This is a genomic window from Bradyrhizobium sp. AUGA SZCCT0169, assembly GCF_018130085.1.
GTDB lineage: Bacteria > Pseudomonadota > Alphaproteobacteria > Rhizobiales > Xanthobacteraceae > Bradyrhizobium.
In genome coordinates this window covers 1-20,045 of the sequence record NZ_JAFCMC010000041.1, presented here as the reverse complement: position 1 = coordinate 20,045, position 20,045 = coordinate 1, and the positions used below count along the sequence as shown (strand labels likewise).

Sequence of the window (20,045 nt, the reverse complement as noted above, 5' to 3'; positions counted from 1 at the left end):
TCGTCCCTGCGAACGCAGGGACCCATACGCCGCGGCCAGCATTGTCGCAAAAGAAAGATAACGACCAGCGCGCAAACCAACGACTGCCGGTGGCTATGGGTCCCCCGATGCGCAATTGCGCATCTGTGCTCAAGGCGGGACGACATCGTCCTTCAAATTGGACTCAATACCCCTGCTTGCGATCCACCACATTCTCCAGCGCGCCGCCGGCCTCGAAACGTTCGATCTGCTGCGCGACGTATTTCGAAATCTCTTCGGGATCGGTGTCGGCGGCGTTGTGGGGGGTCAGCACCACCTTTGGATGGCTCCAGAACGGGCTGTCCGCGGGCAGCGGTTCGGTCACGTAGACGTCGAGCGAGGCGCCGCCGAGCGTGCCGTCTTCCAGGCAGCTCAAAATATCCGCTTCGTTCTGCAAGGCGCCGCGGCCCGCATTGATCAGGACCGGCGCGCCCATCGGGCTTGAGCGGTTGAGTTTTTCGAACACGGCGCGATTGAGGATACCGTGCGTATCCGTCGTTAGCGGCAGCAGGCTGACCAGAATGTCGGTCTGCCGCAGGAAGGCCTCCAATTGCTGTTCGCCGTGAAAGCAGGGGACGCCGGCGATTTCCTTGGGGCTCCGGCTCCAGCCGACGACCTTGAAGCCGACGTGCTTGAGGACCCCGACGGTATGGGCGCCCAGCGCCCCCAACCCCATGATGCCGACGGTGATCGCGCCCGCCGCCCATTGCGGCTGCGGCGACCAGCGTTTCACCCGCTGGCTCTCGCGCAGATAAAGCTCCTGCCGATGGTGCATCAGCGCGTGCAGCACGACATATTCGGTCATCCGCTCGGTAAGGTCGCTTACCGCGACCCGCACCAGCGGCAGGTCGGGCAGCGAGGTGTCAGCCATCAGCGCATCGACGCCGGCGCCGAGGTTGAAGATGACGCGCAGATTCTTGAACGCGGCGAGGTCCCCCGGCTTCGGCTTCCATACCGCGGCGTAATGGACCTCGGCCGGGTCGAACGATGGATCCGGCATCTCCACCACGAGGCGATCCGGGCAGACGTCGCCAAACCGCTTCATCCACCGCGACGCTGCCCAGTTATCGGTCCCGCCACGCACCAGCAGCGCAAGCGCCCCTTTTTTCATTGATTTTCCCTTCGTATCGCCACGCAGCGTGACCGGTACCTTCTGAGGATTGAACATTCCTCTAACCTCCTTTCATCAAGCAAGGGAGATACCAAATGGCCAAATCATCGTAATTCCGGCTGCGGTCATGGCTGTCATGCACCTGCCGGCATTTCGATTGTCGGTCTCTGACAGGGCACGGAACACTCGAAAATTTCTTTCGCTCCCCTGTCGGCAGCGGGCATAATCATTCGTCATTACAAAGAACGGAGATGCCGGTCGCATGCTGTACGCCATCCTTTGCTACCACGACGAAGATTTAACGGGTTCCTGGACCAAGGAACAGGACGCCGCGGTCATGACGAAACTGCGGGTCGTGCAGGACAAGCTCACCAAGCAGGGCCGGCTCGGCCCGGTGGCGCGGCTGCTGCCGACCACGGCGGCGACCACCTTGCGCAAGGACGATCCGCCGGTCGTGATCGACGGCCCCTATGCCGAAACCAAGGAGCAACTGCTCGGCTTCTATGTCGTCGATTGCGAGAATCTCGACGCGGCGCTCGACGTCGCGCGCGATCTCGGCAAGGCCAATCCCGGCGGCGCCTATGAGATCCGCCCAGTTGGCCATTTCACACCCGGGAGCGCACCGAAATGACCGACACCGCCTGGATCGATAACGCGCTGACCTCGGCGCGCCCCCAGGCGGTCGGCGCGCTGCTGCGCTATTTCCGCAACCTCGACACCGCCGAGGAAGCATTCCAGAACGCCTGCCTGCGGGCGCTGAAAAGCTGGCCGCAGAACGGCCCGCCGCGCGACCCCGCGGCGTGGCTGATCATGGTCGGGCGCAACGTCGCGATCGACGACATCAGGCGGGGCCGCAAGCAGGAGCCGCTGCCCGAGGACGACCACGCGATCTCGGATACCGACGATGCCGAGGAGCAACTCGCCGAGCGGCTCGACGGCTCGCATTACCGCGACGACATTCTGCGGCTGCTGTTCATCTGCTGCCATCCGGATTTGCCGGCGACACAGCAGATCGCGCTGGCGCTGCGCATCGTCTCGGGCCTCTCCGTCAAGCAGATCGCGCGCGCCTTCCTGGTTTCGGAGGCCGCGATGGAGCAGCGCATCACGCGTGCAAAAGCGCGCGTGGCTGACGCCGACGTGCCGTTCGAGACACCGGGGGCCGTGGAGCGCACCGAGCGGCTGGCTGCGGTAGCCGCGATGATCTATCTGATCTTCAATGAGGGCTATTCGGCGAGCGGCGATACCGCCGAGATCCGCAGCCCGCTGTGCGAGGAAGCGATCCGGCTGGCGCGGCTGTTGCTGCGGCTGTTCCAGAGTGAGCCCGAGATCATGGGGCTGACCGCGCTGCTGTTGCTGCAGCACGCGCGCGCCGCGGCGCGGTTCGATGCCGATGGCGCGGTGATCCTGCTCGACGACCAGGATCGCACGCTGTGGAATAGCAAGATGATCGCCGAGGGGCTGGCGCTGATCGACAAGGCGATGCGCCATCGCCGCAGCGGGCCCTATCAGATTCAGGCGGCGATATCCGCCCTGCATGCCCGCGCCGAAAAGCCTGAGGATACCGACTGGACCCAGATCGATCTGCTGTACGGCGCGCTTGAGATCATGCAACCATCGCCCGTGGTCACGCTGAATCGCGCCGTCGCTGTTTCGAAGGTGAAGGGTCCCGAAGCCGCGCTTGACATGATCGAGCCGCTGGCGGCGCGGCTGTCGAATTACTTTCATTACTTCGGCGTGCGCGGCGCCTTCCTGATGCAGCTCGGCCGCAACGAGGAAGCCCGTGTCGCCTTCGACCGCGCCATCGCACTGGCCAATACCTCGGCCGAGGCCGCCCATATCCGCATGCATCTCGACCGCCTGATGCGCGACAGCAAGCCGCGCGGCGCCAAGGCGGGGAAGTAGCCTAGCTTCCTCAGCTAGAGCTTGATCAAGTTAGGTCAAATAGCAACCGCGAAGGAAGCGCGCTCCCTCTCCCGCTTGCGGGAGAGGGCTGGGGTGGGGGTCTATCCGCGATTCGCACTCTTCGATTGGAGAGAGCCCCCACCCGCCGCGCTTCGCGCGTCGACCTAAGAGCGAGCTTCGCTCGTCTCGACCCCGCAAGCGGGAGAGGTGCAGCGAGACCGCCGCCAGACCAATTCAACATAACCTCATCACGCCATTAGCGCCTCACGACGGCTTCCGCCGGGGCTGAAGCGCCGCCGGAAACGGCGCGCTCATCACCGAATCAATCTTGTCGCAAATGGGCTTCAGGCGGCGCCGGTCATGCGGCGTCCGGAACCGTCTTCGCCGCATTGCGCATCACGCCGGCGACGGCCGTGTAGGCCGCGATCCAGGCGTCCTGCACCGGCGGTGTCCACGCGGTTTGCAGGCCCTGTTCGAGCGTCCACAGCAATGCGGCGCCGACCGAGTCGTAATGCTTGTCGAGGACGCCGTAAGCGACGTGTTTCTTGCCGAGCGTTTCCAGCACCGGGATCAGCGGCGCGAGGTTGTCGAGACCGCCGATCACGGTTGCCAGCGCCTGCATCAGCTTCTTGCGCTGCTCCGGCATGTCGGTGCTCTCAAACATGGGGCGCGTGGACGGGTCGATTTCGAACAGCCTGCCGTAGAACAGTTGCGCGGCGGTATCGGCGATCGGGACCACCATGCCCCAGGTAGTTTTGACAAGCGCCTTCTGGTCGGGGGTCATGGTCGTGCTCCGCAATGAATGACTTAAATGATTGGTCTTCAATGAATTTGGCATTGGTCGCGCTTCGCTGTGAAAGGCCGCGCCAGCTGCGGCCCCCAATTAGCCCCGCTGACTGTACGCAGCCGGGAGACGGCGTTCCCGAACCGGCGATTGCGGAGCCAGGACGCGACGCAGGGCGTATGCAACAGCAGAATAAATCCCTGCGGCAAGATTTCCGACACCGCCGCCGATGACGATCATGGCGTAGGACATCGAGTCCTCAGGCCGGTTGGTTTGGACAAGCGTCTTTTGTTCGCAGGACATTGGTCGTGCTCCAGAATGGATGGGTTTTGCCGGGGGCGGCTGTTTCGATTGACAGCCGTTAGTCGCGCCTTCGCGATGAAAGGTTCGTGCCAGGCGCGCGGTTATCTCGATCGCATGCCGCTGATCGCACGCATGAAATCGACCATGGTGATGTGTGCCATCTCGATCAGAGATGTCTTCGCCGGAGACCGTGTTGGCGGCGTGCTCTGTCGATTCATGCGGCCCACCTCCCACCGCTTGTGTGGCGTGGGGTGCGGCGGCCTCTGAAAAAAGTTCGGCCGTCCTGTCTGTTTGCGTCAGGCTCGTTCGTCCTGGAATTGTGCAAATGACAGGAGAAAGCCATGTCCACCATGTCTGCGATTGCCGAAACCGCGCCGGTCGCCAAAACCGCCCGCTGGACCGGCCGTGCTCTCTCCGGCCTGGTCATCGTGTTCCTGCTGTTCGACGGCGCCATCAAGCTGGTGCACCGTGGCCGGTCGTCACGGAAACGATGGACAAGATGGGTTATGGTTCGAGCGAAACGCTGGCGCGCAGCCTGGGCATCATCACCATCGTCTGCACGGTGCTGTATTCGGTGCCGCCGACCTCGATCCTCGGCGCCATCCTGTTGACCGGTTACCTCGGCGGCGCGATGGCATCCCATGTCCGGATCGACAGCCCGCTGTTCACCCACACGCTGTTCGGGCTTTATCTCGGCCTGATGGTATGGGGCGGGCTGTGGCTGCGCGATCCGGCCTTGCGCAATTTCATTCCTTTCCGCCGCCGACTTCCATCATAATGACCAGCCCGTACGGAGCCTGACATGCTCGACATCATTGCCATCATCGCCGTCATACTGGCGATTGCCATCGCCGCCGTGCTGGTTCTGGCCGCGACCAAGCCGGATACGTTCCAGGTCCAGCGCGCCATCAGCATCAAGGCGCCGGCGGACCGGATATTTCCGCTGATCAACGATTTTCGCCAATGGCGCAGCTGGTCGCCCTACGAGGACAGGGATCCTGCGCTGAAGCGCACCTATGGCGGCGCCGACAGCGGCAAGGGCGCGGTCTATGCCTGGGACGGCAACAAGAATGTCGGGTCCGGCCGCATGGAAATCCTCGAAACGTCAGTGCCCTCGAGGATCCTCATCAAGCTCGATTTCTTCAAGCCGTTCGAAGGTCACAACACCGCCGAATTCACAATGCTGCCGCAGGGCGATGCTACCCGTCTGACCTGGACGATGACCGGCCCCGCCGTGTTCCTGTCCAAGGTGATGCAGGTGTTCATGAACCTGGACCGCATGATCGGCAGGGATTTCGAGACTGGTCTTGCCAATCTGAAGAAGCTCACCGAGAAGTAGCGCACGGTCACCGCGAATGCGTTCACGTCAAATCTGTCCACCCAAGGAGCCAACCATGCAGGTCAATCCCTATCTGTTCTTCAACGGAAATTGCGAAGAAGCACTGAAGTATTATGAGAAAGTGCTCGGCGCCAAGATTGACGCGATGATGCTCTATGAAGGCGGGCCGGCCGACATGCCGATCCCTGCGGAATGGAAGAAGAAGATCATGCACGCCAGTTTCACGGTCGATGGCGAGGTGGTGATGGCCTCCGACGCATTTCCCGGCGACTTCCATCAGCCGCAGGGTTTTTCGGTCGCGCTGCAGGTCGATGATCCCGCCGACGCCGAGCGCCGCTTCAATGCACTGGCCGATGGCGGCACCGTGAAGATGCCGTTTGCCAAGACCTTTTTCTCCAATGGTTTCGGCATGTGCGTCGACAAGTTCGGCACGCCCTGGATGGTCAACTGCCCGGCAGATATGCAGTCATGACGGTGGGTGCGTAGCTGCGTAGGGTGGGTAGAGCCACCGGGTCGCGCGAATGCGCGCCCGATGATAAACTCCGCGAAACCCACCACTTTCCCCGCTCAAAGGCGGTGGGTTACGGCTTCGCCTAACCCACCCTACAGATCCTTCACCTGCACGACGGGTAAATCGCGGCGAGTTCGCGCCCGCGCAGCAACAACATCCGCGACGTCAATCCGCCGCGGCGGCTGATCCAGTTACGGACCGGCGCCGGATAGGCTTCCAGCACCGCCTGCGACGCTTCCGGTTCGGCATACAACCGGCCGCGGCGGTCGATCGACCGCGCGCCGTGGAAGCCGAGCACCGCGCGGCGCGTCACGCAGATGCGTTCGTTCGGTACCGTGCTCAGCACCAGCGTGCAGGCCGACAGGCATGGCCCGTCGATCACGACGCGCTCGCCGGACGCGCGCAGGCGCTCGAACAGGTCGAGAAACGGGCCGACCTGTCCGCCGGGGCTGGCGAGGATGCGCACCTCGGCACGAACAGGTGAAACCGCCGCGCATAGCGCCGCCGCAACAACAATTGCCTTAATGAGCGCCATTCGCATGTGCGGCTCCTTCGTCCCGGACCTGTTGAACCAGTCAACCTCGGCGCGGCCGGCAAGGTTCGCTAGAGCCTCGGTTCCGATTGCATCAGAATCGAGGCTCGAACTTCTCTTTTTTGACGCGAACCGGTACCCACCCCCGGATCAAGCCGAGGGCATGCTCGCTCGAAAACGCTCTAATCATCCGCGCCGGAAACCCCGGCCTCGGCGAACGTCGCCATCCCGGCGTGGCAGGCCAGCGCCGCACGCATCAGCAGGATTGCGAGACCGGCGCCTGAGGCTTCGCCAAGCCGCATGTCGAGATCGAGCAGCGGGGCCAGGCCGAGTTCGCGCAAGAGATCGCGATGCCCTGACTCGGCGGAGACATGCCCGGCGCGGCAGTGATCCAGCGCGCCCGCGTCGAGATGCGCCAGCGGCAGCACGGCCGATGTCGCCACGAACCCGTCGAGCAGCACCGGTATGCCGTGCCGCCGCGCCGCCAGCACGGCGCCGGCGATACCAGCCAGCTCGCGGCCGCCGAGCGCCGCCGCCACGGCCAGCGGATCCAGGAGAATGCCGCGGTGATAGTCCAGCGCCGCATCGATCGCCGCGCGCTTGCGCGCCAGCCCTTCATCATCGACGCCGGTGCCGCGGCCGGCCCAGCGCGCCGCGCGGCCGCCGATCAACGCCGCGCACAGCATCGCCGCAGACGTGGTGTTCGCGATGCCCATCTCGCCGACCGCCAGCAGGTCGCAATCTTCAGGCACGGCGCGGTAGCCGATCTCGACCGCGTTCAGGAAATCATCGGCATCCATCGCGGCGGCCATGGTGAAGTCGCGGGTCGGCCGATCGAGCTCGATCGGCACCACGCGCAGATCGGCGCCGGCCAGCCTGGCGATCTGATTGATGGCGGCACCCCCGGCGGCAAAATTCGCCACCATCTGCGCGGTGACTTCAGGCGGATAGGCCGAGACGCCGCGCGCGGCGACGCCGTGATTGCCGGCGAACACGGTTATCGTGACGCGATCCAGCCGCGGCGATTCGCGGCCCTGCCATTGCGCCAGCCAGATCGCAAGCTCTTCGAGCCGGCCGAGGCTTCCCGGCGGCTTGGTCAGGTTCTGCTGACGGCGCACGGCGGCTTCCGCGAACCGCACGTCGCCTTTGGGCAAGTCGCGACAGAAAGCGCGGATTTCGTCTAGACTGTCGAACTGCATGCGATTCCCTATGTGCATGATTGCGCGCGATCATGCACGAGTCGGACGGGCCGCAGGTTAAGACGATTTTTCAGGTTACACCATGAATGAATGGCTCGACGATTTAAGAACGGCCGTCGCGTTCCTGACGCGACTGCCGATGCCGCATCCGCAAGGCCCGATGCCGGCCAATTTCGTGCGCGCGCACCGGATGTTTCCGGTCGTCGGCGCCTTGATCGGCGCGGTGGTGGGACTGGTCTGTCTCGGCCTGCGGTCCGTCGGTGTGCCTGATCTCGCCGCCGCCGCGCTGGCGCTCGGCGCCGGCGCGATCCTGACCGGCGCGCTGCATGAGGATGGCCTCGCCGACGTCGCCGACGGTTTCGGCGGCGGCCGCGACCGCGCCGCCAAACTCGAGATCATGCGCGACAGCCGGCTCGGCACTTACGGCGCGCTGATCCTGCTGGTCAGCTTTGCCGCCAAGCTTTCCGCGCTGGCGGCGGTTCCGGACGGCTATGTCGTGCCATGCCTGATCGCCGCGCACGCGCTTGGCCGGGGCATCCTGCCCTGGATGTCGGTGAAGCTGCCCTATGCGCGCAACGACGGCCTCGCCCGCAACGCCGGCCAGCCCGATGCGGCGACGGCGACGATCGCCGTCGTGCTGGCGGTGATCGTCGCGCTGCTGTCGCTGTCCTGGAGCAACGCGCTGTTCGCGGCGCTGCTGGCCGGCTTGAGCGGTTTCGGCATGGCGTGGCTGGCGCAGCGGCAGATCGGCGGCCAGACCGGCGATGTGCTGGGTGGCGCCGAGCAGGTGGCGGAAACCGCCATCCTCGTGCTGCTGGCGGCGCGGCTCGCATGAGCGGCGAAACGCATCTCTGGCTGATCCGGCACGCGCCGGTCGACGGACCGCGCGGCGTGATTCACGGCCCGGATGCGCCGGCCGATGTCAGTGACGCTGCGGCCTTTGCGGCGCTCAAAACAAGATTGCCGCCGGGCGCCCATGCGGTCTGCAGCCCGGCGCGGCGAACGCGGCAGACCGCACTCACGCTCGGACTCGATCCGGTCGAGGAGGCAGCCTTCCGCGAACAGGATTTTGGCGCGTGGACCGGGCGGCGGCACAATGATCTCACCACCGAACTCGGTGATGCCTATCAGGCGTTCTGGAAGTCGCCCGCCAGCAACCGGCCGCCGGGCGGCGAAAGCTTTGTCGATCAGATCGATCGCGCGCGGGACGGACTTTCGCGTCTGCCCGCGGGCGAGGCGGTGCTGGTCGTGCATTCCGGCACCATCCGCGCGGTGCTCGCCATCGCGCTGGATCTTGCGCCCGACAACGCGCTGCGCTTCGTGATCGATCCGCTGTCGCTGACAAGGATCGATCGCCTCGATGCCGGCTGGCGCGTCGGGTCAGTCAACCAGCGCTGGTGGGAATAGCGTCAGCCATTCCTTCGTTCCCCGCGCAGCGTCGGCAAGCCGATGCCGGCGGCGTCAAAGCCACCGTCGACGGCCAGCACCTGCCCGGTGATGTAGCTGGAGCGGTCGCTGCAGAGGAAGAACACCGCTTCCGCCAGTTCTTCTTCGAGGCCATAACGATTGAGCGGAATGGCGTCGTGGTAATCGGCGCGGATTTCCGGGGTGTGGACCGCCTTCGCCATCGCGGTCTCGACCGGGCCGGGCGCGACGGCGTTGACGCGGATGCCGAGCGAGGCCAGTTCGACCGCGAGCTGCTTTGTCAAATGCGCAAGCCCCGCTTTGCTGGTGCCGTAGGCCGAACGCAGCGTCGAGGCGCGCACCGCCGAAATCGACGTGATGTTCACCACCGCGCCGCCGCCATGTTCGCGCATCAGGGGCGCGGCGGCCTTGGTGCAGATAAATGGCCCGGTGAGATTGACCGCGAGAATCCGGTTCCAGTCCTCGTCCGATGTCTCGAGCAGGGGTGCGAACACCGCGACGCCGGCGTTGTTCACCAGCGCATCGAGCCGGCCAAAGCGCCCGATCACACTTGTCATCGCCGAGGCCACCGCGCCGGCATCGCTGACGTCGCAATGCAGCGCCAGCGTATTGTCGGGATCGGCCAGCGCGGCGACCGCGCCACGCAGCAATTCGCCCTCGATGTCGAGCAGCGCCACGCGCCAGCCATCGGCGAGAAAGCGTTTTGCGGTCGCAAGCCCGATGCCGCGCGCGGCGCCGGTGACGAGTGCGACTTTTGATAGGGAAGAGGACATGGAGGAGGTCCGCTGGTGATTGATTCTTTGGCTCTATACCCCACGCCGTTCATTGTGTCTCGAACCTGCCGGCAGCCCGCGCTTGCATTCTGCGCCGCATCCGGCGCACGTTCTCAAACCACGCGAGGTCACGGCAACCGAGAGGGTCCGGCAATGATGGTGGTCGACGTCAGGGATATGCCACCGGAGCAATGGCGGCTGGGTGTGGAAACCCGCATGCTGGTTTCGGCGCGCAACGGCGCCAGGCATTTATGCATCTTCGAGCAATGGATAGCGCCCGGCGCCGGCGCCCCGACGCATTCGCATCCCGTAGAGGAGGTGCTCACCGTGCGCGAGGGCGAGGCCGAGATGTGGCTCGGCGCGGAACGCAGCATCGTCACGTCGGGGCAATCCCTGATCGTGCCGGCCGGGCAACTGCACGGCTTCCGCAATTCCGGCACTACCACGCTGCACATCCACGCCGTGCTGGCGTCGCCAATCTTCGAGGCCACGGTGGAGGGCGCGACGGAAGTGACGCGGCGGTGGGAAGCGGTCTGAGCGTCCGCCGATGCCCAAAAAAATCCGGCACCGCTGCGCTTCTGCGCCTGCGGTGCCGGTCAAGCTCGCCTTCGGGATGGCTCCCGAAGGCTGATTGAACCGATACGAGGGGCTGGCGGTCCCGTATCAGGCCAATTCCGCGGAGGCGCGCTGCATGTTGGACGACATGTCCGATGTGACGGCGCTCTGTTCTTCCACGGCAGCCGCCGTGGAAGCGATGAACTCGTTGACGCTGGCGATCGCCTCCTTGATGGCCGTGAGCGAGCCCACGACTTCGCTGGCGACGCCGTTGAGCTGTTCGATCTCCTTCGAGATCGTGTCGGTGGCGTGCTTGGCCTGATTGGCAAGGTTCTTGACCTCGGAGGCCACCACGGCAAAGCCGCGGCCCGCTTCGCCGGCACGGGCCGATTCGATGGTGGCATTCAGCGCCAGAAGATTGATCTGTCCGGTGATGTTGCCGATCAGCTCGACGATCCCGCTCATGGCCTGCGAAGCGGCGCTGAGCTTCACAGCTTGCGCGTCCGCGGCGTCGACCCGGGCGGTCGCATTCGCGGCATTCGCCTTGGACTTGGTCATGGTCTCGGAAATTTCGCGGATCGAGGCGCTCATCTCCTCGCTGCCCGCCGCCACGGACTCGATCAGGCCGCGGGCGTTTTCGGCCTTCTTGCGCGCGATCGCCTGGGCGGTGATGTCGGTCGCGTATTTCACCACCTTGAACGGCTTGCCGTTGAGGTCGAGGATCGGATTGTAGGACGCCTGGATCCAGATCTCGCGGCCGCCCTTGGCGATCCGCTTGTATTCCGCCGCCTGGTACTGGCCGCGATTGAGGCTTTCCCAGAATTCGCGATACGCCGGCGCATTGCGCTCGTTCGGCTCGACGAACATGCCGTGATGCTTGCCCTGGATTTCCGGCAGCGAATAGCCGAGCGCGGCGCAGAAATTCGGATTGGCGGTGCGGATGGTGCCGTCCATGTTGAATTCGATCACGGCCTGCGATTTGACGATCGCTGCGATCTGGCCGTCATTGTCGGCGGCTTTCAGCTTTTGCGCGGTGACGTCGGTGGCGAACTTGACCACCTTGAACGGCTTGCCGGTCTCGTTGAGGATCGGATTGTAGCTGGCGAGGATCCAGATTTCCTTGCCGCCCTTGCCGAGCCGTTTGTATTCGGCGGCTTCGTACTGACCGCGGTTCAGCCGCGCCCAGAACTCGCGATAGGCCGCGCTGTCGCGGTCTTCCGGGATCACGAACATGCTGTGGTGCTTGCCCTGGATCTCATCGAGCGCGTAACCGACCGCGCCGAGGAAATTCTCGTTGGCGGTGACGATGATGCCGTCCATGTTGAATTCGATCACGGCCTGGGCCCGGCTGATCGCGGCGATCTTGCCGGCGTCCTCCATGCTGTGGATCTTTTGCGCCGTGATGTCGGTCGCGAACTTGATGACCCCGACCGGTTTGCCGCCACTATCGAGGATCGGATTGTAGGACGCCTGGATCCAGATCTCGCGGCCGCCCTTGCCGAACCGCTTGTATTGCGCGGCCTGGTATTCGCCCCGGTTCAGCCGCGCCCAGAATTCGCGATAGGCCGCGCTCTCGCGCTCGGCCGGATCGACGAACATGCCGTGATGCTTGCCCTGGATTTCGGCCAGCGTGTAGCCCACGGCGCCGAGAAAATTCGGGTTCGCCGTGACGATGGTGCCGTCGAGCTTGAACTCGATCACGGCCTGCGACTTGTTGATGGCAGCGGCTTGGGCAAGCGCGCGCTTTGGGTGTTTGCTTTCTTTTGCAAATTGAACACGTGAGGCTCCGCGCAGTTTAAAAAATGGATGGCTGATAATTCACCGGGAAAAGTTGCAGATACCCGTTTATCAACGGTAAACCATCTCGCGCGCCAATGTTTTGCCTGATGAAATTGGTGCGATGCGCTGCTCGGTGTGAACTTCCTGTGCGCCCTTCATTCATCGCGATAATTTTTCGCGTGTGCACGTTGATGTGCAGAGTGAATGCCTCTGACGTGGCCTGCTGGCCTACGTATTCATACGGAGCGCATTCTTCAGATTTTTGAACATTATGTCCGGTTCACGACACTCTCATACGCCGCCTGGAGCCGCTCACCGACCGTCGGTCCCTTCTTGCGCCGGGCAATGCCGAGATGTGTCTCGCGCAACTCGTCCATGAACTCTGACCACATTTTGGGTCCGCCCTCGCTGAGCAGCCTGGCGCGGATGCCGAGTTCTTCGGAGACCGGGAGATATTGGTAACCCCAGGCCGCCATCTGCGCGAGGACCGGCAGCAATTCGATGCCCTGTTCGGTCAGCGAATAGATTCCCTTCTGCTTGTGGCTGGGATCGTCCTCGCGGGTGATGATGTCGGCATCGAGCAACGTCTTCAGCCGGTCGGCGAGGATGTTGGAGGAGATGCCTTCCTCCGACTTGGTCAATAGCTCGCGAAAATGCCGCCGGTTGCCGAACATCATGTCGCGGATGATGAGCAGGCTCCATTTGTCGCCGACCACTTCCAGCGTGAGGTTGATCGGGCAGCCGGAGCGTTGATCGTCGGTCATGGAATTCGTCCCCGAAAAACTGCTTGCAATATTGCACCGGTTGCCTCAGACTGCAACCAGTTGCAAATCGCAATCAGTTAAGGGAGCGCAGAGATGGCAAAGCTGATCATGTGGAACCTGATGACGCTGGACGGCTTCGTCGAAGGGCCGAACCGGGACATCTCCTGGCATGAAGACGTCTGGGGCGAAGAACTGGAGCGATTGTCGATCGAGCAGCTCAACGCCGCCGGCGGATTGCTGTTCGGCCGCGTCACCTATGAGCTGATGGCGAACCATTGGCCGAAGGCGACCGGCGAGGTCGCCGACTTCATGAATGCGGCGCCGAAATACGTGTTCTCGCGCACGCTGAAACAATCCGCCTGGAACAACACGCGGATGTTTGCAGACGATGCGGCTGATACCGTCACCAAATTGAAGCGCGATGCGACGAAGGATATCTTTCTGTTCGGCAGCGCCGATCTGGCGTCGCATTTGATCCCGCACGGCGTGATCGACGAATTCCGCATCGCGCTGACCCCGATCATCCTTGGCGGCGGAACGCCGTTGTTCAAGCAGGGCGCGCGGACCAAGCTGAAGCTGCTGGACAGCCGGGCGTTGTCGACCGGGATCGTGATCCTGCGCTACGCGCCGGCAGCTTCGAAATAATTCGCCTCAAATGTCGGTTGGCCAAAACCTGGTTCGTCTTGCTGGCGTGCCTCAACATCCGGAGCCTAGATGTCGCTGACTTTGCATTATCACCCGCTGGCGTCGTTCTGTTGGAAGGCGCTGATTGCGCTCTATGAGAACGGCGTCCCGTTCACGCCGAAGCTGGTCGATCTCGGCAATCCGGCCGAACGCGCCGCACTGCTGCAACTATGGGGAATCGGAAAATTTCCGGTGCTGCAGGACGATGCCAGGGGCGAGATCGTCCCGGAATCGAGCATCGTGATCGAATATCTCGATCGCCATTATCCCGGACGTACGCGTTTGATTCCGGCTGACGCTGACAGGGCCCTGCAGACCCGGCTGCGCGACCGCTTCTTCGATCTCTATGTGCATCTGCCGATGCAGAAGATCATGCTCGACCGGCTTCGCCCTGAAGGGAGGAAGGACCCCCACGGCGTCGAGGAGGCGCGCACGCAGCTGCGCACATCATACGCGATGATCGAACGGCAGATGGCCGGCGGAGCCTGGGCGATGGGCGAAGATTTTGGCCTCGCCGACTGCGCCGCGGCGCCGTCGCTGTTCTACGGCAGCATGGCGTTGCCGTTCGGCGACGGCGAGACAAACCTTGCCGCCTATCTCGAACGCCTGAAAGCGCGGCCGTCATTCGCACGGGTGCTGAAGGAGGCTGAGCCCTATTTCAACATGGTGCCGAAGGAGCGCTGAATGAGCGCCGCAAGCAAGACCGGGATCATCCGCAAGCTGTTCGCCGCCTATTTGGCGAACGACCGCGCAGCGGTCGAGGCCGCCTTCACCGACGATTTCCGTTTCACTAGCCCCTATGACGACGAAATCGACAAGGCGACCTATTTCGAGCGGTGCTGGCAGAACAGCGACTGGATCGAACGACAGGATCTCGAGCGGATCATGGTCGAGGGCGAGGCGGCGTTTGTGACCTATCGATGCGTCGCCAAGGAAGGCAAGAGTTTCCGCAATACGGAGTCCTTCGCTTTTGCGGGCGACAGGATCAGTCGCATCGACGTCTATTTCGGTGCGACATATCAGAACGGTGTTTTTGTTAAGCAGCAGGGCTAGAGGCGCCGGACAGGCGATCGGCGATTGAGCGTGCGCCCCCGCGACGTTCCCCGGACGCGATGCAGCGTGTAACGCTGCTTCGCTGATCCGGGGTCCATTCCCTCAACGCGATGGATGGACCCCGGGTCGGCAGCGCACCAAGCGAAGCGGCTTGCTGCGCAGCGCCCGGGGCAAGCCTCCAAAATAATTTTCACCGACATGTCGGTGCCGCAAAGCCCGGTTCGTCATGTTGACGAGCGATGGTACCGGCCGACCGGCCAGACAGACAAACGGAGCGAAACGATGCGATTCATGGTGATTGTGAAGGCCAGCAAGGATACCGAAGCCGGCGTGATGCCGAGCACGGAGATGCTGACCGCCATGGGCAAGTTCAACGAGGAGCTGGTCAAGGCCGGCATGATGGAGGCGGGCGAGGGCCTGCATCCGTCTTCCAAGGGCGCACGGGTCAAATATCAGGGCGGAGAGGGCAGTGCCGTCAAAGGGCCGTTCCCCCTGACCAGCGATCTCGTCGCCGGCTTCTGGCTGATCAACGCCAAATCGCTCGACGAGGCGATCGCGTGGATGAAGCGCGCGCCGTTCGACGGCAGCGCCGAGATCGAAATTCGCCAGGTGTTCGCGGCCGAGGATTTTGGCGAGGCCTTCACCCCCGAACTGCGCGAGCAGGAAGATCGCCTGCGCGCGCAGGCGGGGAAGAAATGACGAAGTCATTCCGGGGCAGCCCGCAGGGCTGAACCCGGAATCTCGAGATTCTCCGATGTGCAATTGCACATCGGAGTTCGCGCTTCGCGCGCCCCGGAATGACAGCTTCCAAAACAGGAGACCCCACCATGCGATTCATGATGCTGATGATCCCCCTGGGTTATGAGACCGCGGCGCCGGATGTGCAGCTCGATCCCGAGCGCGTCACGGCGATGATGAAATACAATGAGGCGCTGAGTGAAGCCGGAGTCCTGATCGCGCTCGACGGGTTGCACCCGCCGTCGATGGGCGCGCGGGTGTCGTTTGCATCCGGCAAGCCCATCGTCACCGACGGTCCCTTCACCGAGGCCAAGGAAATGCTTGGCGGCTACTGGATGATCGACGTCGCATCGCGCGAGGAGGCGATCGCCTGGGCCAAGAAGTGCCCGGCTTCCGAGAACGAGATCATCGAAATCCGCCAGGTGCAGGAGATGTCCGATTTCTCGGAGGAAGTGCAGCAGGCAGCCAAAGGCTTCGAAGAGTTGCAGAAGGGAAATGCGCACAAGGCGCGGTGAGGCGCTGGAACCCTCGGCTTGCGCCGCTTGTGGAGCCACGCATTTCCGCCCGTTAACCTTCCTGAACGCCCAAAATAAGTGACCTTTATAGCCAACTCATGTAAAAGCCTTTCACATGAGTTGGCGCAAAGAACCCCGCCGCCCCGAGCGCGGCTATCATCACGGCAATCTGAAAGAAGCGTTGCTGCAGGCGGCGCTTGGCCTGATCGCCGAAAAGGGCGCGGCCGGTTTCACTTTTGCCGACGCCGCGCGGATGGCCGGCGTCAGCCCGGCGGCGCCCTACCGGCATTTTCGCGATCGCGACGAATTGCTGTCCTCGATCGCGCAGCGCGGCTTCGAGCAGTTCGAGGCGCTCTTGCTGCAAGCCTGGGACGACGGTCGCCCCGACACCGTCACGGCGTTCGAGCGGCTGGGCAAAGCCTATCTGGCATTCGCGCGCAATGAGCCGGCGTTCTACTCGGCGATGTTCGAATCCGGCCTTCCGGTCGATCTTAGTCCGACACTGCAGGCGGCGAGCGAACGCGCCTTCGCCGTGATCAGGGCTGCAGCCGAGCGTCTCGCCGCGCTGGTGCCGCCGGGCATGCCGCGGCCGCCCGCGATGATGATGGCGCTGCACATCTGGTCGATGTCGCACGGCGTGGCGTCGCTGTTTGCGCGGGGCGATGCGGCGCGCCGCAAGCTGCCGATGTCGGCCGAGGATCTCCTGGAAGCCGAAGTGCTGATTTATCTGCGCGGGCTCGGCTTCCCGACCGATCGCAGGGCTGCAGCGAAAGACCCGGCGAGCGAGAAGCCGTCCGGCCCGCCGCCGGTTCCGCCGGCCGGCCCCTGGGGCTCTCCAAAATAATTTACCGGCGGCCGCTTGCCGCCCGCTTGACAAAAAACGTGGATGGTTTAGGTATGTAAATGTTATTTACATTCACAACGGCGTGATCGCCGTCATGGAGAGGGAAATGGCCTACACCGCAGATGTCAATCGATGGCGCGGCCCCGCTGAAGAAACCAGTCGGCCCCCGCATATGCTGGATAGCCCCTGGCATCCTGGCTGGATCGCCGTAACCATCCTCGGCTTCATCATCTGGTGGCCGATCGGGCTTGCCCTTCTCTTTTTCACACTCGGGAGCAGAAAAATGGGTTGCTGGAGTCACCAGGATCGCTGGCAGAACAAGATGGAGCGGATGCAGTACAAGATGGACCGGATGCGCGGCCGCATGGAGCGCCGTGGTTTCGGCTTCGGCGGTTTCGGCCCGCCCTCGAGCGGTAACCGCGCCTTCGACGAATACCGCACCGAAACGCTGCGGCGCCTCGAGGAAGAGCAGGTCGAATTCCGCGACTTCCTCGATCGCCTGCGTCACGCCAAGGACAAGGAAGAGTTCGACCAGTTCATGGCGCAGCACAAGCCGCGTCCGACCCCGCCGAACGATCAGCCGCAAAGCTGAACTTCAAGTCGTGAGCTGACGCCTCGGGCGATGTGCCCCCATAGCGCCTGAAGGCTAACGAGCCGCCCGTTTGTGATCAGCACAGACGGGCGGTTTGCTTTATGCGGATACGCGGCGTCTGCAGCCGCCTTCGCCCCGGTACCGGGGCGAGTTGTCACCAAATTGGTGACATGATATGACTTGGCGATGCAGGTGATCGCCCGTCGGACGCTGAGGGAATTCTGGGCGCGTTACCCGCATGCGGAGGGCCCGATTCGAGCGTGGTTCGCGATTGTCGCCAAGGCACGATTGAAGGGGCCGGCCGAGATAAAGCGGCAGTTCGGAGCTACCGTCGATTTCGTGGGCGACAACCGGGTCATCTTCGATCTCGGCGGCAACAAATACCGGTTGATCGTTCACGTTTCCTTTGCGTTCGGACGCGTCCTCGTGAAGTTCATCGGTACCCATGCTGAATATGATCGTATCGATCCGGAGACCGTGTCTTGGCGAAGAAAATGATCCGTCCGATTCGTACCGAAACCGAATACGACGAGGCGCTCGAAGAAATCGAGCGGTACTTCGAAAACGAACCGAAGCCGGGCACGCCGGAGGCGGATCGCTTCGATCTTCTCGCGCTGATCGTCGAGGACTACGAACGCAAGCGCTGGCCAATCGACCCGCCCGGGACGATTGAGGCGATCCGCTATCGCATGGAAACGGGCGGCTATACCCAAGCCGATCTCGGGCGTCTGCTCGGCTCACGGCAGCGCGCATCGGACATCCTGACCAGAAAGCGTGCCCTCACGATGCGGATGGCCTGGAAGCTGCATCACGAGTGGAACATTCCTGCGGAAGCCCTGATCACGCCGCCGCGAACCCGCGGACGAAAGTCAGTGGCGTAGGCCCGCAGGCCATAGCAACGAACTGCTGCAGGATGAATGCGGTGGGATCGCTCGCTGGCGCGATGGCGTCCAGCGTATGCCAACCAGCCGGCCCGCCGCTTGATCTGGCCGTTGAGGCGCTCAGCGGCGGTTACCCTATGCGCCGGCGCGGCGTCGCCCGGGTTTGGTTGCGGCCATCTCGCAGAGATGCCACTATAAAAAAACAGGGCCGATATGTCATACTCCGCCTCATGACCACGGAATTACTTCAGGACGCAATGCGACGTGTCGAGGCTTGGCCAGAGGCTGCCCAGGTGAAGCTTGCCGAGCTTGCGCTGGAAATCGACGCGGGATTTTCCGGGGAAGACTATCGCGCCAACTCCCGAGGAACGCGCAGAGATTGAGCGTGGCCTGAAGGATGCTGGCGAAGGACGCTTTGCAACGGACGAGCAAGTTAGGGCCGCGTTTGATAAGTTTCGTCGTGCATGAAGGTCGTCTACACCGAGGAGGCGCTCCGCAACCTCGATGATATCAGCGACTACATCCGCCAAAACTATCCGACCATGGCGCAGTCCCCTGGACGACCTATATTTCGAGCCGGCGCAACTGAGGCGATGGCGATGATCCAGAACCAGGTTCTACCAGTCGACCAGATCTGGCGATCCCTCCGCCGCGAGGCGGAAAGCGTCCTCGCCAGCGATCCGCTGTTCGGCGCTTCGCTGTCATCAGCGATCCTCGATCATGCCGATTTCAGTCGCGCGCTCGCCCATCAGATCGGCGAACGGCTCGGCAAGACCGCTGATGACCGCGAGCTGTTCGCACGCGTGGCCCGTGAGGCCTTTCATGCCGCGCCCGACCTGATCGATGCGGCAAGCCGCGATCTGCAAAGCATTGCCGTTCACGATCCTGCGACCAAAGGGCTGCTGCCGCCGCTGCTCAACTTCAAGGGCTACGTCGCGCTGCAGGCCTGGCGCGTGTCCAACTGGCCTGGCGTAACGAGCGAACCGATCTCGCCTTGTTGCTGCAAAGCCTGTCGTCGGATTCCCTGCAGGTCAGCATCCATCCCACCGCCTCGATCGGCGTCTCGGTGTTTCTCGATCACGCGACCGGCATCATCGTCGGTGCCTTCGCTGTCATCGGCGACGAGGTGACGATCCTGCAAAACGTCACCATCGGCCGGAAGCAGGCGCTGCCGGGCCGTGCGCCTCGGATCGGCCGCGGCGTGCTGCTCAGCACCGGCGCCACGATCCTGGGCGATGTCAGCATCGGCGACTTCGCCAAGATCGGCGCCGGCGCGCTCATCGAGCAAGACGTGCCGGCCGGATGCACCGCCGTCGGCATGCCGGCGCGGCTCGTCAATTGCGCCGAGGCGGGGCTGCCGGCGTGAGCTGCGTCGCTCCTCGCGCAAGCACGATCTCGGGTGCCGGCTGCGACAAATCAACCCGACGGGCAAATAAGTTCTGAGTTTCAGAAATCGTGTCAAGTAGAAAGTTTCTGTAAATCAAAAATATTTCTGTTGTCGGCCGACCCAAATCAGTGCGCATCTATCGCCATCCCGTCCTGGTCAGAAGGGCGTCGGCCGTCGTCACGGACGTTGGACGGGTTGCGGTGGACGCTGGTTTACGTCTGACGACGGCGTGGATTTAGCGTACGGCAAAACCGTGTGGTCCTGGCGCCCGTTGCAGGCGTCAAGCTGTCGGGTAGGCGAGAGCTGAACGGCAGCGACGGAGTCAACCAAGAACTCGTCTCCGGGGAGATCACGGC

General features: G+C 63.3%; 23 protein-coding genes and 2 pseudogenes. 18 read left to right on the top strand and 7 right to left on the bottom strand.

Annotated features, from left to right (window positions below; genetic code table 11):
• Window positions 1–163 precede the first annotated feature (163 nt).
• Entirely contained in the window at window positions 164–1,129 is a 966-nt protein-coding gene (locus JQ609_RS30070) for a glyoxylate/hydroxypyruvate reductase A (RefSeq protein WP_212276364.1), read from the bottom strand.
• A gap of 262 nt (window positions 1,130–1,391) precedes the next feature.
• Here JQ609_RS30070 and JQ609_RS30065 point away from each other — a divergent pair, with 262 nt between their 5' ends.
• Together JQ609_RS30065 and JQ609_RS30060 are read left to right on the top strand one after the other, a co-directional pair.
• Window positions 1,392–1,760: a YciI family protein gene (locus JQ609_RS30065; protein ID WP_212213138.1), complete on the top strand. Its 369-nt coding sequence runs from the start codon at window positions 1,392–1,394 to the stop codon at window positions 1,758–1,760.
• Window positions 1,757–3,031: an RNA polymerase sigma factor gene (locus JQ609_RS30060; RefSeq protein WP_212276363.1), complete on the top strand. Its 1,275-nt coding sequence runs from the start codon at window positions 1,757–1,759 to the stop codon at window positions 3,029–3,031. The genes JQ609_RS30065 and JQ609_RS30060 overlap by 4 nt, the downstream gene beginning before the upstream one ends.
• A 358-nt stretch (window positions 3,032–3,389) precedes the next feature.
• Here JQ609_RS30060 and JQ609_RS30055 read toward each other — a convergent pair whose 3' ends face one another.
• Window positions 3,390–3,815 carry a globin family protein gene (locus JQ609_RS30055; RefSeq protein ID WP_212213134.1) on the bottom strand — a complete coding sequence of 142 codons (426 nt, stop codon included), beginning with the start codon at window positions 3,813–3,815 and terminating at the stop codon, window positions 3,390–3,392.
• 653 nt (window positions 3,816–4,468) lie between these two features.
• On the opposite strand from JQ609_RS30055, the pseudogene JQ609_RS30050 reads away from it, so the two are divergent.
• The 3 genes and pseudogenes from JQ609_RS30050 (at window position 4,469) to JQ609_RS30040 (ending at window position 5,929) form a co-directional block, all read left to right on the top strand.
• A pseudogene (locus JQ609_RS30050) lies at window positions 4,469–4,896 on the top strand (DoxX family protein).
• Window positions 4,897–4,920: 24 nt separating this feature from the next.
• Window positions 4,921–5,457 (top strand): SRPBCC family protein, encoded by a 537-nt coding sequence (locus tag JQ609_RS30045; protein WP_212213132.1) that lies wholly within the window; start codon window positions 4,921–4,923, stop codon window positions 5,455–5,457.
• Window positions 5,458–5,512: 55 nt separating this feature from the next.
• On the top strand, window positions 5,513–5,929 hold the full coding sequence (locus JQ609_RS30040; protein WP_212213130.1) for a VOC family protein: 417 nt from the start codon (window positions 5,513–5,515) through the stop codon (window positions 5,927–5,929).
• A gap of 142 nt (window positions 5,930–6,071) precedes the next feature.
• Here the strand turns inward: JQ609_RS30040 and JQ609_RS30035 are convergent, their stop codons facing one another.
• Window positions 6,072–6,503 carry a hypothetical protein gene (locus JQ609_RS30035; RefSeq protein ID WP_249119690.1) on the bottom strand — a complete coding sequence of 144 codons (432 nt, stop codon included), beginning with the start codon at window positions 6,501–6,503 and terminating at the stop codon, window positions 6,072–6,074.
• Window positions 6,504–6,682: 179 nt separating this feature from the next.
• The gene (gene cobT, locus JQ609_RS30030) at window positions 6,683–7,699 is read right to left on the bottom strand and encodes a nicotinate-nucleotide--dimethylbenzimidazole phosphoribosyltransferase (protein ID WP_212276362.1); all 1,017 of its coding nucleotides are present in this window, start codon (window positions 7,697–7,699) and stop codon (window positions 6,683–6,685) included.
• An 82-nt stretch (window positions 7,700–7,781) separates the two neighbouring features.
• Between cobT and cobS the strand changes: the two genes are divergently transcribed.
• Together cobS and JQ609_RS30020 are read left to right on the top strand one after the other, a co-directional pair.
• A complete protein-coding gene (cobS, locus tag JQ609_RS30025) occupies window positions 7,782–8,534 on the top strand; it encodes an adenosylcobinamide-GDP ribazoletransferase (RefSeq protein WP_212276361.1) in 753 nt (250 codons plus the stop codon).
• Window positions 8,531–9,106, top strand: a complete 576-nt coding sequence (locus tag JQ609_RS30020) for a histidine phosphatase family protein (protein ID WP_212276360.1) — start codon at window positions 8,531–8,533, stop codon at window positions 9,104–9,106. The genes cobS and JQ609_RS30020 overlap by 4 nt, the downstream gene beginning before the upstream one ends.
• A 2-nt stretch (window positions 9,107–9,108) precedes the next feature.
• Here JQ609_RS30020 and JQ609_RS30015 read toward each other — a convergent pair whose 3' ends face one another.
• Window positions 9,109–9,897 carry an SDR family NAD(P)-dependent oxidoreductase gene (locus JQ609_RS30015; RefSeq protein WP_212276359.1) on the bottom strand — a complete coding sequence of 263 codons (789 nt, stop codon included), beginning with the start codon at window positions 9,895–9,897 and terminating at the stop codon, window positions 9,109–9,111.
• A gap of 153 nt (window positions 9,898–10,050) precedes the next feature.
• Between JQ609_RS30015 and JQ609_RS30010 the strand changes: the two genes are divergently transcribed.
• On the top strand, window positions 10,051–10,434 hold the full coding sequence (locus JQ609_RS30010; RefSeq protein ID WP_312014738.1) for a cupin domain-containing protein: 384 nt from the start codon (window positions 10,051–10,053) through the stop codon (window positions 10,432–10,434).
• 126 nt (window positions 10,435–10,560) lie between these two features.
• Here the strand turns inward: JQ609_RS30010 and JQ609_RS30005 are convergent, their stop codons facing one another.
• A complete protein-coding gene (locus JQ609_RS30005) occupies window positions 10,561–12,171 on the bottom strand; it encodes a PAS domain-containing protein (protein ID WP_409411207.1) in 1,611 nt (536 codons plus the stop codon).
• A 329-nt stretch (window positions 12,172–12,500) separates the two neighbouring features.
• Window positions 12,501–12,995: a helix-turn-helix domain-containing protein gene (locus JQ609_RS30000; protein ID WP_212276358.1), complete on the bottom strand. Its 495-nt coding sequence runs from the start codon at window positions 12,993–12,995 to the stop codon at window positions 12,501–12,503.
• Between the two features lie 93 nt (window positions 12,996–13,088).
• Here JQ609_RS30000 and JQ609_RS29995 point away from each other — a divergent pair, with 93 nt between their 5' ends.
• The 10 genes and pseudogenes from JQ609_RS29995 (at window position 13,089) to JQ609_RS29950 (ending at window position 19,668) form a co-directional block, all read left to right on the top strand.
• Window positions 13,089–13,640 (top strand): dihydrofolate reductase family protein, encoded by a 552-nt coding sequence (locus JQ609_RS29995; RefSeq protein ID WP_212276357.1) that lies wholly within the window; start codon window positions 13,089–13,091, stop codon window positions 13,638–13,640.
• 69 nt (window positions 13,641–13,709) lie between these two features.
• Window positions 13,710–14,363, top strand: a complete 654-nt coding sequence (locus JQ609_RS29990) for a glutathione S-transferase family protein (protein WP_212276356.1) — start codon at window positions 13,710–13,712, stop codon at window positions 14,361–14,363.
• On the top strand, window positions 14,364–14,732 hold the full coding sequence (locus JQ609_RS29985) for a nuclear transport factor 2 family protein (RefSeq protein WP_212276355.1): 369 nt from the start codon (window positions 14,364–14,366) through the stop codon (window positions 14,730–14,732).
• 282 nt (window positions 14,733–15,014) lie between these two features.
• A complete protein-coding gene (locus JQ609_RS29980) occupies window positions 15,015–15,431 on the top strand; it encodes a YciI family protein (protein WP_212276354.1) in 417 nt (138 codons plus the stop codon).
• A gap of 128 nt (window positions 15,432–15,559) precedes the next feature.
• Window positions 15,560–15,985, top strand: coding sequence for a YciI family protein (locus JQ609_RS29975; RefSeq protein WP_212276353.1), 426 nt, complete (start codon window positions 15,560–15,562; stop codon window positions 15,983–15,985).
• A gap of 115 nt (window positions 15,986–16,100) precedes the next feature.
• Entirely contained in the window at window positions 16,101–16,829 is a 729-nt protein-coding gene (locus JQ609_RS29970) for a TetR/AcrR family transcriptional regulator (protein WP_212213098.1), read from the top strand.
• 106 nt (window positions 16,830–16,935) lie between these two features.
• Window positions 16,936–17,421 (top strand): DUF2852 domain-containing protein, encoded by a 486-nt coding sequence (locus JQ609_RS29965; protein WP_211999528.1) that lies wholly within the window; start codon window positions 16,936–16,938, stop codon window positions 17,419–17,421.
• 186 nt (window positions 17,422–17,607) lie between these two features.
• Window positions 17,608–17,919 carry a type II toxin-antitoxin system HigB family toxin gene (locus JQ609_RS29960; protein WP_212276390.1) on the top strand — a complete coding sequence of 104 codons (312 nt, stop codon included), beginning with the start codon at window positions 17,608–17,610 and terminating at the stop codon, window positions 17,917–17,919.
• On the top strand, window positions 17,916–18,302 hold the full coding sequence (locus JQ609_RS29955) for a type II toxin-antitoxin system HigA family antitoxin (RefSeq protein WP_212213096.1): 387 nt from the start codon (window positions 17,916–17,918) through the stop codon (window positions 18,300–18,302). Before JQ609_RS29960 ends, JQ609_RS29955 begins: the two co-directional genes overlap by 4 nt.
• A gap of 599 nt (window positions 18,303–18,901) precedes the next feature.
• Window positions 18,902–19,668 (top strand): annotated as a pseudogene (locus tag JQ609_RS29950) (serine acetyltransferase).
• Window positions 19,669–20,045 lie beyond the last annotated feature (377 nt).